Annotated in this window: 11 protein-coding genes; 3 read left to right on the forward strand and 8 right to left on the reverse strand. The window is 27.5% G+C overall.

What is annotated here, in order from left to right:
• Window positions 1–61: 61 nt before the first annotated feature.
• Window positions 62–1,858 (reverse strand): translational GTPase TypA, encoded by a 1,797-nt coding sequence (gene typA / locus PHZ07_02390; GenBank protein MDD3284419.1) that lies wholly within the window; start codon window positions 1,856–1,858, stop codon window positions 62–64.
• 441 nt (window positions 1,859–2,299) lie between these two features.
• Here typA and trpB point away from each other — a divergent pair, with 441 nt between their 5' ends.
• Together trpB and PHZ07_02400 are read left to right on the forward strand one after the other, a co-directional pair.
• Complete coding sequence (gene trpB / locus PHZ07_02395; GenBank protein ID MDD3284420.1) at window positions 2,300–3,520, forward strand: tryptophan synthase subunit beta; 1,221 nt, start codon at window positions 2,300–2,302, stop codon at window positions 3,518–3,520.
• A gap of 257 nt (window positions 3,521–3,777) precedes the next feature.
• Window positions 3,778–5,079, forward strand: coding sequence for a DEAD/DEAH box helicase (locus PHZ07_02400; protein ID MDD3284421.1), 1,302 nt, complete (start codon window positions 3,778–3,780; stop codon window positions 5,077–5,079).
• 67 nt (window positions 5,080–5,146) lie between these two features.
• On the opposite strand, the gene amrB is transcribed toward PHZ07_02400, so the two are convergent.
• From amrB to PHZ07_02435, 7 genes are all read right to left on the reverse strand, one after another.
• Window positions 5,147–6,970: an AmmeMemoRadiSam system protein B gene (amrB, locus tag PHZ07_02405; GenBank protein ID MDD3284422.1), complete on the reverse strand. Its 1,824-nt coding sequence runs from the start codon at window positions 6,968–6,970 to the stop codon at window positions 5,147–5,149.
• A 5-nt stretch (window positions 6,971–6,975) separates the two neighbouring features.
• The gene (locus PHZ07_02410) at window positions 6,976–8,781 is read right to left on the reverse strand and encodes a hypothetical protein (protein MDD3284423.1); all 1,806 of its coding nucleotides are present in this window, start codon (window positions 8,779–8,781) and stop codon (window positions 6,976–6,978) included.
• A gap of 132 nt (window positions 8,782–8,913) precedes the next feature.
• Window positions 8,914–10,278 (reverse strand): hypothetical protein, encoded by a 1,365-nt coding sequence (locus tag PHZ07_02415; protein MDD3284424.1) that lies wholly within the window; start codon window positions 10,276–10,278, stop codon window positions 8,914–8,916.
• Between the two features lie 54 nt (window positions 10,279–10,332).
• Window positions 10,333–11,934: a DNA polymerase III subunit gamma/tau gene (gene dnaX / locus PHZ07_02420; protein MDD3284425.1), complete on the reverse strand. Its 1,602-nt coding sequence runs from the start codon at window positions 11,932–11,934 to the stop codon at window positions 10,333–10,335.
• A gap of 64 nt (window positions 11,935–11,998) precedes the next feature.
• Complete coding sequence (locus PHZ07_02425) at window positions 11,999–12,661, reverse strand: hypothetical protein (protein MDD3284426.1); 663 nt, start codon at window positions 12,659–12,661, stop codon at window positions 11,999–12,001.
• An 84-nt stretch (window positions 12,662–12,745) separates the two neighbouring features.
• Window positions 12,746–15,265, reverse strand: coding sequence for a type IV secretion system DNA-binding domain-containing protein (locus tag PHZ07_02430; protein ID MDD3284427.1), 2,520 nt, complete (start codon window positions 15,263–15,265; stop codon window positions 12,746–12,748).
• The gene (locus PHZ07_02435; protein MDD3284428.1) at window positions 15,266–15,778 is read right to left on the reverse strand and encodes a hypothetical protein; all 513 of its coding nucleotides are present in this window, start codon (window positions 15,776–15,778) and stop codon (window positions 15,266–15,268) included.
• A 131-nt stretch (window positions 15,779–15,909) separates the two neighbouring features.
• Here PHZ07_02435 and PHZ07_02440 point away from each other — a divergent pair, with 131 nt between their 5' ends.
• Window positions 15,910–16,833: a magnesium transporter CorA family protein gene (locus PHZ07_02440; GenBank protein MDD3284429.1), complete on the forward strand. Its 924-nt coding sequence runs from the start codon at window positions 15,910–15,912 to the stop codon at window positions 16,831–16,833.
• The last annotated feature ends 168 nt before the right edge of the window (window positions 16,834–17,001 follow it).

Genomic DNA, 17,001 nt, shown 5'->3' on the forward strand with positions numbered 1-17,001 from the left:
AATCAGTGTTTTTTTGTTTATGATGGTATTAATAAAGAAATCTTTTTTGTTTAATTTAAAATTAGATATTTCTTTTTCTACTATGTCTAACTCTTTCAATTTCAGTTAGATGTTTTTTTCTAAGTCTTATATTTTTTGGAGTAATTTCTAAATATTCATCAGAATTCATAATACTCATTCCACTTTCAAGAGTAATTTCTATTGGGGTTACAAGTTTTATTGCATCATCAGCATTTGAAGATCTCATGTTTGTAAGTGCTTTTCCTTTTATTGGGTTTACTACCATATCCATTCCTTTTGCAGTATTTCCTACAATCATTCCTTCATATACTTCTATATTTGCTTTTATATAAAGTGCTCCCCTTTCTTGTAAATTGAAAAGTGAAAAACCAAGTGCTTTTCCTGTTGCCATAGAAACCATTGAACCAAGTTTTGTTTTTTCTATTTTTCCAGCATATTTTTTGAATCCTATTACACGAGAATACAATATTCCTTCACCTCTTGTATCAACAATAAATTCATTTTTATACCCCAAAAGTCCACGAGTTGGAATTTCAAAAACTATTCTTGTATGTCCGTGCTCTGGTTTCATTTCTGTCATTACACCACAACGCATTGAAAGTTTTTGAATTATAGTTCCAGACATTTCTTGTGGAACATTTATAGTTACCTCTTCAAATGGTTCTAATTTTATTCCATCTTGCTCTTTTATAATTACATGTGGTTGAGAAATTTGGAGTTCATATCCTTCTCTTCTTAAATTTTCCAATAAAATTGCAATATGCATCTCACCTCTACCATAAACTTTGTAAAATTCTTTTGAGGTAAAATCAATTTTGAGTCCTACATTTACTTCCAATTCTTTTTCTAATCTTTCTTTTAATTGTCTGCTTGTTACAAATTTTCCATCACGACCGGCAAATGGAGAATTATTTACAAGAAAATTCAAACATATTGTTGGTTCATCTATATTTATATTTGGAAGTGCTTCTTGATTTTCATTTTCATAAATTGTTTCTCCAATATATATATCAGGAAGTCCTGCTATCATTACAATATCACCAGAGACAGCAGTTTCCACTTCTTTTCTATTCAAACCCTCAAAAGTAAACAATTTTCCAATTTTCCCTTTTCTAACATTTCCATGGACATCTTTTATAAAAACATTTTGTCCTTGACTTATTGTTCCTTCATAAACTCTAGTAACCGCAAGTCTTCCCAAAAAATTATCATAAGCCAAATTAAATGGTTGAACCAAAAGTGGCATATTATCTAATTCTTCGCTCGATGCAACAGGAACTTTTTCCAAAATTATATCAAGAAGTGGTGCAAAATCTTTTGCATCATCATGCATTTTGTGTTTTGCAACTCCATCACGTGCAATTGCATATATTGTGGTAAAATCTAATTGTTCATCGCTTGCCCCAAGGTCTAGAAATAATTCAAAAATCATTTCCTTTACTTCGTCAGGATTTGCAGCTGGTTTATCAATTTTATTTATTACAACAATTGGTTTGAGTCCCAAATTCAAAGATTTTTTCAAAACAAATTTTGTCTGAGGCATTGGCCCTTCTTGCGCATCAACAACCAAAACTACAGAGTCAATAGATCGCAAAACTCGCTCAACTTCAGATCCAAAGTCAACGTGTCCAGGAGTGTCTACAATATTTATCTTTGTATCTTTGTAATAGATAGAAGTATTTTTTGAGTAAATTGTAATTCCTCTTTCTTTTTCTAAGTCATTGCTGTCCATACTTACATCACTATTACTCATTCCAGTCTGACGCATCAGCATGTCTGTAATAGTTGTTTTTCCATGGTCAACATGAGCAATAATTGCTATATTTCTTATTTCCATATATTAGTAAAATATATAATATTAAAAGTGCTTTAAAGAATATAATAATTTTTTTGTATTGTCAATGTTAATAGATGATAATTTATATTATGCAAATACCCACTCCGGGGGGTGACGTAATCCCAGAGTGGTATTTTTAAAAGTCTTATTTTTTAAATTCATATCTTGATTATTTCCTAAATAATGCTACCATAAATATATTCAAAAATATGACATTAAACAAATTTCAGAATACAAATAAATCTTGGTGGACTACCTATAATATTGGGTAGAGATATTTTGTTTTAAAATTTTTAGAAAACTACTCAATATTGTTTCAATTGGGTAGTTTTTTTATTTATCAAAAATTATTATGCATTACTATTTTTATAACAAATCAACTCAACCTTGGCGATAAATATGTCTAGTGTTATTTATTAATTATTTAAACTTAAAAATTATATGAAAAATTCATTAAAAATGTCCCCTGATCGATTTGGCTACTTTGGAAAATATGGCGGACAAATTATTCCTGACATTTTAAAACCAATATTTGATAATATTGCAGTAGCTTACAGAAATGCTCAGCATGATTCTAATTTTCAAAAAGAATATCAAAACCTACTAAAAAACTATGTAGGGCGACCATCACCACTATATTATGCTAAAAATCTATCAGAAAAATTTGGTGGTGCAAAAATATATCTAAAACGTGAAGATTTAAATCACACAGGAGCACACAAAATAAATCACACTCTTGGTGAAGCATTACTTGCTAAAAAAATGGGAAAGACAACATTATTAGCAGAAACAGGAGCTGGTCAACATGGTGTAGCACTGGCTACAGCAGCAGCGCTTGTTGGAATAAAATGTGAAATTCATATGGGTGAAATAGATGTTTTAAAACAACATCCAAATGTTATTCGCATGCAATTATTAGGTGCAAAAGTTGTCACAGTAAAATCTGGTGGAAGGTGTCTAAAAGATGCAGTTGATAGTGCTTTTGATGCTTTTGTAAAAGATTCAAAGAATATTTTCTTTGGCATTGGCTCAATTGTAGGCCCACATCCATTTCCTATGATAGTCAGAAATTTTCAATCAATAATTGGAAAAGAAACAAAGGGTCAAATTTTAGAACAAGAAAAGAGATTGCCAGATTATCTAATAGCCTGTGTTGGAGGTGGTTCAAATGCAATTGGATTGTTTCACGAATTTTTAGATGATACAAATGTAAAAATGATAGGAGTTGAACCTAGTGGACGAAGTTTCAAACCAGGAGATAATGCAGCCACACTAACATTAGGAAGACCAGGAAATATTCATGGTATGTTTACTTATTTACTACAAGATGATAACGGAGAACCATTGCCAGTCCATTCCATTGCTTCAGGATTAGATTATCCAGGGGTTGGACCAATTCACTCTGACTTGAAAGATAAAGGAAGAGTAATCTATAAAACTATAAATGACATAGAAGCACTTGATGCATTTCAAATTTTAACTAAATCTGAAGGTATAATTCCTGCATTAGAAAGTTCTCATGCACTAGCACATGCTATAAAAATAGCCCCTAGATTAAATAAAAATGAAATTATTATTGTCAATTTGTCTGGTAGGGGCGATAAAGATATTGATTATGTGGCAGATAGATTAGAACTTTCAAAGAATAATTCACAATATTAAATTTCCTATATCCCCTACTCCTCCACTACCCCTTGCAATTATTAATTATTTGTGTTATCATATTTGAATTAAAGATTGTTCTATAGATTTTCCAAGAAATAATATAAATTTCGAAGCTCTATACAGCAATTCGGAATTTATTAATTATTTTGCATCAAAATATGATTTTTGGTGCATTTGGAAAACATTTTATGCAAAAAAACACATCAGGGAGAGCGTTTTCTCCGTCATTTACTTCTACAAGTAAAAAAAGGAAAATGAACTACAAATCATTTAATTCAAATGGTTTTTCTAAACGTGAGGAAAGCCCTAAAAAATCAAGCGAAAGTACTCCAAAACCATTTAGTTCTGGTAATTCTTTTGCAAATAGAAATACTCAACACTCCTCTTTTGGCGGACAAAGAAGAACTTTTGGAAACCGTGCAAAAGGCAAAAGACGTGGAGAAAATATTGACATTATGAAATTTGTTCAAAAATCTGTTGTATCTTCTGAAATAAAAATAGTGGAAATAAAACATTCCTTTTCTGATTTCAAATTTTGTAAAGACATAGAAAATAATTTGAAAAGAAAAAATTATATTACTCCAACCCCTATTCAAGATCAAACAATAGAACTTATTATAAATGGATCTGATATTGTAGGACTTGCAAATACTGGTACAGGAAAAACTGGGGCATTTTTGCTTCCACTTATAGACAAAGTTTTTCAAAACAGAAATGAAAAAGTTTTGATAATTGCTCCTACAAGAGAATTAGCTGTTCAGATTGAAAATGAATTTAGAGAATTTTCAAATGGTATGAGAATATTTTCTGCAATTTGTGTTGGTGGAGCTCCGCTATACAAACAAATTGAAAGTTTGAAAAGAAATCCAAACTTCGTAATTGGAACCCCAGGAAGAATAAAAGATCTTAGCAAAAGAAATTTGATAAAATTTGAAACATTTACAAATGTTGTCCTTGACGAAGTCGACCGTATGCTTGATATGGGTTTTGTAGATGAAATAAAAGAAATATTAAATACTTTACCAGAAAAAAGACAATCTTTATTTTTCTCAGCTACAATTCCTACAAAAATAAAAGAGCTTATAAACACTTTTATGAAAAATCCTATAACCATTGAAACTACAACTGGCGAAACAGCCTCAAATGTTGAGCAAGACATTGTAAGATCTAGTCGCGATAAAGGTTTGAAATTTGAAAAACTTCAAGAAATATTAAAACAAGATGAATTTGTAAAAGTTTTGATATTTATTGAAACAAAAATAGAAGTTGAAAGATTGACTCAAAATTTGATTTCAAAAGGATTTCGTGCTGATTCAATTCATGGAGATAAAAGACAAGGTCAAAGACAACGTGCTCTTACGCAATTCAAAAATAGTTATGTTGATGTTTTGGTTGCAACTGATGTTGCAGCTCGTGGTCTTGATATAAAAGATATTTCTCACGTTATAAATTACACAATTCCACAAACCTACAATGATTATATTCATAGAATTGGAAGAACTGGCCGTGGCACAAGTAAAGGCAAAGCTCTTACATTTGTAGAATCTGTAATGTAAACTAAGAAATTTATAGATTTATAAAAGCTCTGACTAAAATCAGGGCTTTTATATATATGATAATATTTTATATATTAATTTGTTCCTTATATTTATTTTCCAAATCTGACCAATCAATAAATTTATCAAAAAATTTATTTATTTCAGATTCATTCATATGTCTTAATTTATTTGCATTTGAAATAAATGGAAACAAATATATTTTATAATCATCAAGGTTTTTTAAATCTATTGAAATTCCAACTGATAATCCCTCTTGAGTGTCGTATGAAAAATATTGATCAAATATAAAATTTCCAAGTGAATAAAATATTGGTTTATTTTTGTATATTTCCATGCCCTGTACTACATGTGGATGATGACCAATTATCATATCTGCACCATTGTCAATAAAAGAATGTGCAATCTGTTGTTGCAACGCACTATTTATATGAGTATATTCTGTACCCCAATGTACATTTACTATTACAATATCAGAATTACTTTTTAGATTTTTTATTTCCTCAATTGCTTTTGCACTATCAAATGTTCCATACACCATACTAAAACCAGCTGTTCCTATTTTGCAATTTCCTATATTTATAATTTTTGAACAATTTGTAGCTTCTTTGTCAGGACAACCAGAATAATTGAAATTCAACTTATCTAAATTTTTGTAAGTTTCTTCGAGTCCAATTCTACCTTGATCTGTAATGTGATTATTTGAAATATTAAAAAAATTGAAATTATAATCATGCAATTTGTTTACCAAATTTGGATCAAATGCAAAATCATATGCAACTGTAGGACTATAATGATTTCCGTTATCAGTAACAGCGCCTTCCAAATTCAAAGATACAAAATCCAATCCTTTAAAAAATCTATTTTCTTCACCACCAGAAAAATCTTTTAATATATAATCTAAATCAGAATTTTTTATTTTTGTTTTTACATTTCTATCAAGCATCACATCTCCAAAAAACAAAAAGTTTAAAACATTGTTATTTAATTTTTCACCACGCATAAAATAAAAAATATTATGACTTGTAGTCTCTACATATTTTTTTCCTATCAAAGTTCCTGAATCTGTAGAAAATAATAATTCTGATTTTTGTAATTTGTTTAATTCCAAATATTTCAAAAGCAAATATGCTGATGGTGGTGAATCTATTTCCATTTGATAAATTCTATCAAAATCAAAGCTACTTATTATAGAATTGCTTCTAGTATCGTGAAAATTGGCTGTATTTGAGCTCTGGTAATGCGAAAAGTCAATACTGGATATAAACAGCACTTCATCTATGTTTACGCTATTTGTGATAGTTGTGGCTAGTTGCGTTAGTTCTTCTTCAGTTGTACCTAATTTTACTATTATTGGGACTATTTTTGTATTTGGAAAAGAATATTTTATGAATGATACAAGTCCTGAAATAGAATGTTCACTATCAAATGGACTCTCACTTATTTCCAAATTCAATTTTTTTATTAGTTTTGAGTCTGGTTCTATATTTCCATAAGGAGTAATCCACATAGCATTCGAAGCTATAATATTATTTTTTCCATTATCAAAATGATTCGGTCCAACAAGAATAATAGTTTTGTAATTTTCATTTTTTATTCCTTCAAAAAAACTTGCAATTTTATCTTTTACTATTAAGTGATGTGGAATAATTCCACCATAAACCTTAGTTTCAGGATTTTTTGTTTGATCTTTTGCATTGTTATAAGCTTCATCAAAAAAATCCTTATTCATAAAATACGAATAATGTTTTTCCAAATCAAAATTATCTATATTTTTAAAAGTTTTAGTCAAATCAATACTACTTACATTTTTAGATAATATAAATATTAACCCTGTTTGTACAACAAACAGGGTTAATAATATAAAAATAATTTTTTTTATTTTTGACATAATTATTATTTATGCAAAGCTCCGCCCCACTCTACAACAGTAAATCCTCTTCTTACAGTATTTTTTATAGTTTGAGGTGCAATATTTACATAATTATCTAATCCTTCAAAATCCATAAACACTCTTATTATTGTATCTGGTTTTGGTTCTATACTAAGTGGAGCCAATTTATCAAACTGTTCTTGTGGAACAAATGTTATAAAATAATAATTTTTTTCTTCCATTTTTGGAAGCCAAAATTCTATAAATTCATTATATTCTTTTTCTATAAGACCAAATTGTGATAATTTATCTTTTAAGAATTGTTCTACATTTGCTTTTGCTACTACAAATCCAGTTTTTGGTCTTTCATAATTCATACCATGACCTTCCCAAAACAAATATGGATAAACCGTTTTGTCACTATAATTATACAATTCACTATCTTTTGTTGCTCTCACATACCAACCATTATTATAATCTGGTTCTGTTATAGTAAATCCTCCGGTTGGAGCTACTTTTACTGATACATTTGTAGTTTTTGTAGGATACAAATATATAACTGGTTTTCCACATTCTACTGCTGGTAAATATTTTGCATCACGAAATTCTATGAATTTTCCAAATGGATCTTTCCAAAATATAAGTGGTCTATTGCTCAAAAATTCTTCAAAAGATATTTTCTCATTCTGTGTCTGAGTTTGTGAATTATAGCCAGGATAATACTGGTCATACATTACTTTTAATATATCCTTAAAATTAGAATCTCTTAACCCATAAATAGAATCACCCGTTGAAGTTTTTCCTATTTCTTTAATATCATTATCACTTATATAATTTACATAATTATAACATCCACTTGCACCGCAACCAGTCATAGCTTTAAAAATATATTCATTTGTATTTTTTGAACTATTAGTCCATGTAATGTCCAATTTATAAGGGATAGCATGTGCTGGTTGACTGTCACCCTTTTGACCTAAAAATTTTAAGTCAAATGAATATTCTCTTACAGTTCCGTCATTAGCACGTGCTATAAAACAATTACTGGTTTTATCTTTGTAAATATAATCCTTATCATTATATTTGAAAAGTTTTTCTGGATTATCATAACTCGTCATTAATTTAAATGGTTCACTATCTGTTTTTTTCAAAACAAAACTTGAATCAGGAATATTTATAGTTTCCAAAACTCCAAAATTGGCAATACTAATATTATTATTTACAATAAAAAATTTCTGATAAAATTCATCTAATTGATCAGAATTCTTACCAATAACTATTAAATCATCATTATCTTTTATAACTCTAAGCATTTGCACTCTTATAGGTCCCTCTGGCTGAAATGTAACAATATACAAATCATTTCCAGTATAACTACCTTCTATAATTTTACCAACCTTGAGTACACTAAAACTACTTATAAGATTACTTATATTTTCGTCTGTATTTTTGAAAAATTCATCATCTTTTAAAAAATCCTGCATTTTTTGGTAATTAAATATATCCCATCCAGTTTTTGAGGCAGGCCATTCACTCCATTCAATTAAAATTTCTCCATCTTTCAATGCAACCTCTTCTGTTGTAGTAGTTGAGTTATCAATATTATTAAGATTTTCTTCTTGGATTATATTTTCTACTTTCTTTATACTCTCATCAATTCTCTTTTCTTTTACATTTTTGAAAATATAATAAAAAGCACCTGCATTACCAATAAATAAAAGAGATACAACAATAATAAGTATATACTTCGTAAAATTATTATTTGGTTTCATTTCTCGATCAGGATCGAGAGATGTATTTTGTTCTAAATTATTTTCTTCTTCGTACATATTTTTCTTGTTCAGTCTTTATGACTGGATTATTTAATTAAAATTAGTATGTGAATTGAACAGTAGAAAGTATTTTATCAATTATTAATTTTGATGATTCATCAAAGGTACTCATTAAAATTATTACATATTTTATTTAATCCTAATCGTAGGTTGAACAAACTCTTGAATTAAATCACAACCATGTGGACGTCCAGAACCATCATCGAATCCACTACCACAACTGGACATAAATAAAAGATATTTTCCTGAAAATAATAATGGATATTTTTCTTCACCCGCCGAGCAAACACCAAAATCTTTTTGAAAATCATCCATATTTTCATAATCAAATTTGTTTTGTATTACTCTAACAACCCAAACACCAGGTTCTTGAGTTATACCATTATATTCAAATATGTACTCTATGCCTAAATCTTCATTAGAATATCTAGATAAAACATTTTGAAAATATTCCTTAGTTTTATCTGTATCACACCTATTGGAATATAATTCATCGGCAGTAAATTTTTCCAAGACTTTAAATTCTTGTTTGGAAACTTTATCAAAAAGCTCATTATTATTTGTATATGTAAATGGTTCCAATTTTATATAAAAAGTTTCAATAATATCATCTATCATTTTTTTGAATTCTTGATCAGTTTTTGTATTTCCTGATGCATTTGCCCTGACCTCATAATAACCATCTTCAACCTGATATCTTGCAATTATACGCATTGTATGTTTTTGATTTTTCATAGAAATCCATCCAGAAAAACTACCATTTTCATATAACTGAGCATTAGATTCATTTTTTATTTCATTAAAAATCATTTCCGAATATTTTCCTTGTACTTCACTATAACTATAGGTATTAGCTAAATTTTGTGGCACAAATCCAAAATTAATATTAATTCCATCATCTAACGCATATTGTCTAGAATATACCTTGCCACACTGACCTACAAGAACGTTTCCTCCATAATCTTTATTTTCAGATAAGGTCCATCCACCTGGACAAACAAATGAAAATTTATCTGAATTTTTATATATATTTTCCCCCATTTCAATCTTATTAAGATTTTCATTTGTTACTCCTAAAGATAATTTTCTAAATAAATCCATCAAATTTACCCAAGTTACCTCATGTCTTTTATAATCAGAAGGAGATACATACCAAATTCTTCCCTTGTCTTGTACTTGAAGTAAAAATTTTCCACTTAATCTTTTTGCTAAATTATGAATAGGTGTTTTTGAATTTGGTAATGGCATACTTTCTAAATCAGCATTATTAATTCCTAGCGAAAATCTTTGAAATAATGATAATGCATTTTCAAAAGTTACTTCATATCTTTTTCCATCTGTTTGATTTACGTACCAAATTCTTCCCTTGTCTTCAACAGCTAAAAGTAATTTCCCTTTTAGTTTGTTTGTTAATGCTTGATCATAATTTGTCGCAGAAACAAAAGTTATACCGAGTAAAATTACTACCAAACTTACAAAAAATATTTTTTTCATAACATTATACTTATCCCAAAAGATAAGATTAATTATTTGTTAATTACTTATTTATTATACAAGCTCCCCTCCAAAATTATCAAGTAAATTATTTAAATTATTATTATCTTCCATGCTTGTATCTGTATAAATATCTTTTATTATTTTTTTGCGATTTTCTTCATAATCCTTATCTATATCTCCATCTATAAAAACTTTTGTACCAACTATACCAGAAAGTGTATCCTCTATCACTTGTTTGAAGCTCATTATTCTATCCAAATGAAATTTGAACTGAAATCCTATAGTTAATTTATTATTTTCCAAACATATAGGATGTCCTGACTTTACAAAAGCTGATAGAGAATGATTACAATCTTTTAAATTTATAAGTAATTGTGGCCAAGCTTTTGTTATATCTTCTATATTTATATTTTTATTGTTTTTTGTTTCTTTGAAGACAATATCATTTTCATCATTTGATTCCTTTATACTTGATTCTATAAAAGATTGTTTTTTTGTGATAGGTTTTATAACTTCTTCTTTTTTAAAACTTATAACTTTTGATTCATAATCTGCATTATCAAAAAATTTATTTTTTATAGATACTATTGCCATTTCAAGTGGGAGTTGTTTAAATCTGTCATTATTTAATTCATTAAAAACAGAAAAAAATTCTTTTAATATTCCATACCAAATTTTGAGATCTAATTTTTGAGATTGTTCTATAATTTTTTCTTCTATATTTTTATCTACATCCCACAAATATTTTTCTGATACTCCAGACATTTTTACAAGTATTACTTTTCTAATATAATTTATAAGTTCTTCTGTAAAATAATTCAAATTTACTCCATCTGAGACAAGTGAATCTAAAACCTTTATTGCAAAATCGAATTTTTGAGAAATTATATCATCGACAAGATGGGTAATAGATTCAAAATCTGATTTTGGCAATATCAAACTAGCAGTGTCAGAATTTACTTCATTGTTTTCTGAAAGAGATAAAATTTGCCCAAGTATTGAAAGTGCATCTCTTGCATAACCACCACTTCTCCTTGCTATTTTTTCTATTATATCATTATCTACTTTTATATTTTCTTTTACACAAACATCTTTTAAGTGAGTTTTTAATTTTTCAATAGGTATTACTTTGAAATCAAATTTTTGACATCTTGATATTATAGTTAGTGGTAGTTTATGAAATTCTGTTGTAGCTAGAATAAAAATAACATGTTTTGGAGGTTCTTCTAATGTTTTTAGTAGTGCATTAAAAGCTTCTACTGTAAGCATATGTACCTCATCTATTATAAATATTTTATATTTATTTTTTGAGGGAGAATATCTCACCATTTCACGAAGCTCTCTTATTTCATTTATACCTCTATTTGAAGCAGCATCTATTTCTATCAAATCCAAATTATTACCATTTATGACTGATATACAATTTTCACATTCATTACATGGTTCAAAATCTTTTCTATTTGTGCAATTTACAGATTTGGCTAAAATTCTTGCTATTGTTGTTTTTCCTATTCCTCTTGGTCCAGAGAATAAATAAGCATGAGATATTTTGTCATTTAGAATTTCATTTTCTAAAGTTATTTTTATATGTTCCTGACCTATTACCTCAGAGAATGTATTTGGTCTATATTTTCTATATAAAGTTTTTGACATTTATTTGAAATTTAATTAAAAACCACCAGCAAAGCTGATGGATGATGATAATTTTTATTTGATATTATATTAAATCTACATTATCAAATATTTTATCTTCTGAATCATCTTCTACTTCATCAACTTTTTCAAAATCCGAATTATCAATTGAATAATTTATAGAATTAATTTGATTTTGATTATTTGCATTTATAATATTTTCAACAGCAGCCCATATTGATTCTCCGTCTTTTGGAACAAGTATTATAACATCATCACCATTATTACCATGAAAATAAGTGACACTTGCCTTTATAACGTTATATTCTCTATCACTTCCTGTTATTACTTTATAATCACCAGTTATTAAATCTTGAACCAATCTACCTTTTACTCTTTTTCTATCTATTGGACCTATTTGTTTATAAACAAAACTTCCATCTTCTTTTATTACTAATTTTAATATATCTCCTTCTACCAATTTTGATTTTGAACAATAGTTTGCTGGAATGGAATATTTTTTACCATCTGGTCCAATCATTTGCTGTCCATCAAAAACACCTTCTATAACCTTACTCGTACCTTCCATTGTTTCAGATCCAAAAGTTTTTGCTTTTTCACTAAAATTATTGAAATCAACATCATCATTTATATCCACTCCTATTTCATTAAAAAGTGATTTTGCTTTATTAATTTCTAACTCTATTTTAGCTATTATATTTCTCAATTCTTCAAATTTGTTAAACATTTTTATTTTTATTTAATGATTTTTATTTTATTTTATTTTAATAGAATAATTATACAATAGTTTATTAAAAAAAGAAATGAATATTTAAGCAACATCCATGTCACTTGAAATAGATCCACCTATTGTCATTATTCTATTTTTAATTTCATTTTCTATAATTACTCTATCTCTTCCATATTTTAATCTTGATAATTCTTTTATTTCTTTAACAAATTGTTCTTTTGGTTCATCTCTTTTTATAGTCATCATAGAAAATGCAGGTGGATTATAATTATCTATCAAAAGCTTTATATATGCATTATAAGCTGGAACATTTACAAGGTCATATTCACTAAAAATAGGAGCAAATTGTTTTGCCACAATTTCTGCATCTTTCACACCTATTCTAAAACTCACAAATGTTCCTACGTTTCCAAAAACAGCATCTTTTATTCTCTCATCGCCCTTTTCTATAAGTTGCGTTATGTACTGATGAGCTATAACAAGATTTAATTTATATTTCCTAGCTTCAGACAATATTACAGCAATACTATCTGTAATAAAATTCTGGAACTCATCTATATATAAATAAAAATTATGACGATTTTCTTCAGAAGTATCAACTCTCGAAAGTGCTGACATTAAAATTTTTCCAACAAAAACCATACCTATCAAACTACTATTAAGTTCGCCAATTTTACCTTTTGAAAGATTTATTAGTAAAATCTTTTTTTCATCTATTATTTTTCTAAAATTAAATGAACTTTTTTGTTGAGAAATAATAGGACGCATAACATCGTTTGTAATAAATGGTGTAAGTTTACTAGTAATATATGGTACCATATTTGCAAGTGCTGCTTCTCCGCCTGCTTTTTGTGCTTGTTTTTCCCAAAAATCTCTTACTAAATAATCTTTACATTTTGATAATTTGTATTTTCTAAAATCCTCATCAGCAAGTACTCTAGGAATTTCCAAAAGTGTAGAACCTGATTCAGGATCCTCCATTACAAGAAGCATTGCATTTCTCATATATTGTTCAAACATTGGTCCACCAGTAGCCTTTAGATCATATAATTTATCAAAAATCTTTATCATTTCATTTATAACAAAAGTTTTCTGATCTTGCGTGTCAAATTCAAGCATGTTTACCCCAAGTGGTCTCTCTGTGTCAGATGGATCAAAAAGAATTACATCTTCTATTCTTTCTTTTGGTATATATTTCAAAATTTCTTCTATCAAATCTCCGTGAGGATCTATAACACAAATACCCTCACCATTTTTTATATCTTGAATAGCCATATTAACTTGATAATAAGATTTTCCCGTACCAGACTTTCCAATTATATACATATGCCTACTTCTATCATCTTCTTTTATTTTTATAATAGTTTCTTTATCTCTATATATATTTCTTCCAAGTGAAATACCTACGCTTGGAATATTATTAGGAGCTCCTGATTTTTTTGCTTCAAGCCAAGATATGTTTGGAGTAGATGTTGATGACAAAGGAAGGTGATATATACTAGCTAATTCTTCTGTATTTAATATGATTCTCTGTGAATCATTAAATTTTCTGTATATAAAATCAGATATTAATGTATTTTGATTTACTTTTGATGCAAAAAAAGAATTTCCATATTCATACATATTGTATTGACTGAAAGAATTTGAAATATTATCTAAATATATTTTTGCCGTACCTTCAGTTTTTGCACTTACTATTATTCTAATATTTAAATCCAATCCAGCTTTTGAATTTTTTTCCTCAATACCTTTCAATGTTTCTTGTTCCATTTGAGATAATTTTGGTGTCTGATTTGGATCTTTCATCGCATTTTTTGATGATTCCGACTTGAATACATCAAGCAACAAATTTATAAATTGAAAAAATAAATTCATAGTAATTCCTCTTCCAAGTAATCTTCTTGCGGAAAGCAAATCTCCTGTCTTTGAAACTTTTCTAGTAAATCTACTACTTTTTTTGTGCCATCTTTTATATGAACTTCTTGCTATAATTTGAATAGCTGCTGAATCACCTATTTCTAATTTTGTAAGAGAGTTTGTTATAGAGTCAAATGGATCGAGCTCTATTTTTTTATAAGTCTTTATAGGAAATATGTAATGATTCTTTAGTCTTATAGAAGAACCAAGTACAACTCCATCTGGATTAAAAATATTATAATCTTCGACTGGTTCTATCTCTACATCAGGATAAACAGACTGTATTCTTTCTTTAAAAAAATTTATAGAATTCTCTGGTAATCCAATATAAAAATATATAAGTCCATCTAGAAGCACAACCTCCAATGAAAAATGATCAGTTCTTTTACCAATAATGGAATTTATACCTCTCTGAGCCTTCATTCCACCTAGGGTACTATACAAATTTTCTATTACCGAAATTCTTTCTTGTGTTTTTTGTTGAAAATTTTGTATATTTTCTTTTTTTCCATCATCTGAACAAAACTTAGGAACTCTTAATTTCAATAATTTTAATTTAAATGCATTATCTATTTGAGATTTATTTATTTTTTTTATAATAAAAAATATTATAGTAAAAAATAATACCAAAAAGATTAAAAAAATATATATAGAAATTGTGATATCACCTATTTGTAAATACATTTATTTTTTGTTTTCCTTGCATACTGGCAAGTTGTTTAATTCTAATATTTTATCTGTTTTTATTTTTGCAGTCTGTTTCACAAAAAATTTATTTACTTTTGGAACAACATTTAGCCAATCAATAATTAATCCTATAATTTTTTTTACTTTTACCTTAACATCTTTCAAAAGTATAGATATTTTATTAGCAGTTTCTTCTCCCTTTTCTTTGAATTCCAATTTTTTATCTTCTGGCATATTCATATAAAACTCAGACAAACCTTCTTCTAATATATTTTCTATTTTCTTTGATAGAACCTCATCATAAACTTTTATATCTTGTACTAGAACGGTTGTAGATAAATCATCTGATACATTCTTGCTAACATTTGGTTTTTCTTTATTTTCTTCTCTTGTTTTTTCTTGTTCTTTTTCGATTATATTGTCTATATTAGAATCATGTTCCAATATTTTTCCAAGATCTATATTTATTTTTTCTTGAGAACCAATCTCTATTTTTTCTTTTTCTACCATACTAATAAATTAATAAATAATTAAATATATTATAACACATTTTACAATCATTAACATACAATGATATAATATATCCAATAATAAATAATATTTTGCTAGAAGCTGAAAACTAATGGCTAAAAACTAATAATATGAGTCTTATAAATAAAATAAAAACAAAAAAATTTGATTGGATAAATATAGCAAAACCAAATGCTGGTTCTATAGAATATTTAAGACAAAATTTTAAATTTCACCCATTAGAATTAGAAGACTGTATAAATCCATCACCAAGAGCTAAATTAGATGATTTTGATGATCATTTGTTCATAATAATGAATTTCCCTATATTTGATAGAAAAACTAGAAAAATATCACTTTCTGAATTAGATATATTTATAGGAAAAGATTATCTCATCACAATAAATGATGGGCAATTAGAACCAATTAAAAAAATATTTGATAATTGCCAAATAAATCAAATTGAGAGGACAAAATATTTAAATGATGATACAACATTTCTTTTATATCAAATAATAGATAATTTACAACAATATTGTCTCCCAATACTAAGTCATATAGATCAAGATTTAGACAATGTAGAAAATCGAATATTTAACAATGAAGAAAAGGAAATGGTAAGAGAAATACTTATCATAAAGAGAAATATAGTAAATTTTAGAAAAAGTGTTCAGTCACATAAAAACGTTATAAAAAAACTTGGAAAAATGAGTTATAAAGATTTTGTAAAAGATGATTTAGATATATATTTTGCAAATGTCTTAGAACAATCAAAAGAAATATGGGAAACAATAGAAAATGAAAAAGAAATAGTAGATGCACTACACGGAACAAATGAATCACTTATCTCTTTTAAATTAAACACTATAATGAAAGCCCTTACAATAATTTCTGTACTTGTATTTCCTGCAACACTTATTTCTTCAATGTTTGGAATGAACTTTATAATCCCATTTCAAGCATCACAATACGGTTTTTTAGGCGCAATAACTGTAATAACAATTTGTATGATAATATTATTTCTTTATTTCAAAAAAAAGGACTGGCTAGACTAATAAATATGCCAATATACGAATGACACTAATTATACGAATTTCATTTGTATTATTTACATAAAATTAGTATATTAGTATTAAATTAGTATAATTAGTAAAATTAGTTTGCCTTCATTTCCACCTTCATTAAAACTTCAGTGGACTAGAAAGTTTCAGCGAGACAAGTAT

Source organism: Patescibacteria group bacterium (assembly GCA_028692545.1).
Taxonomy (GTDB): Bacteria; Patescibacteriota; Patescibacteriia; order UBA1558; family S5-K13; genus STD2-204.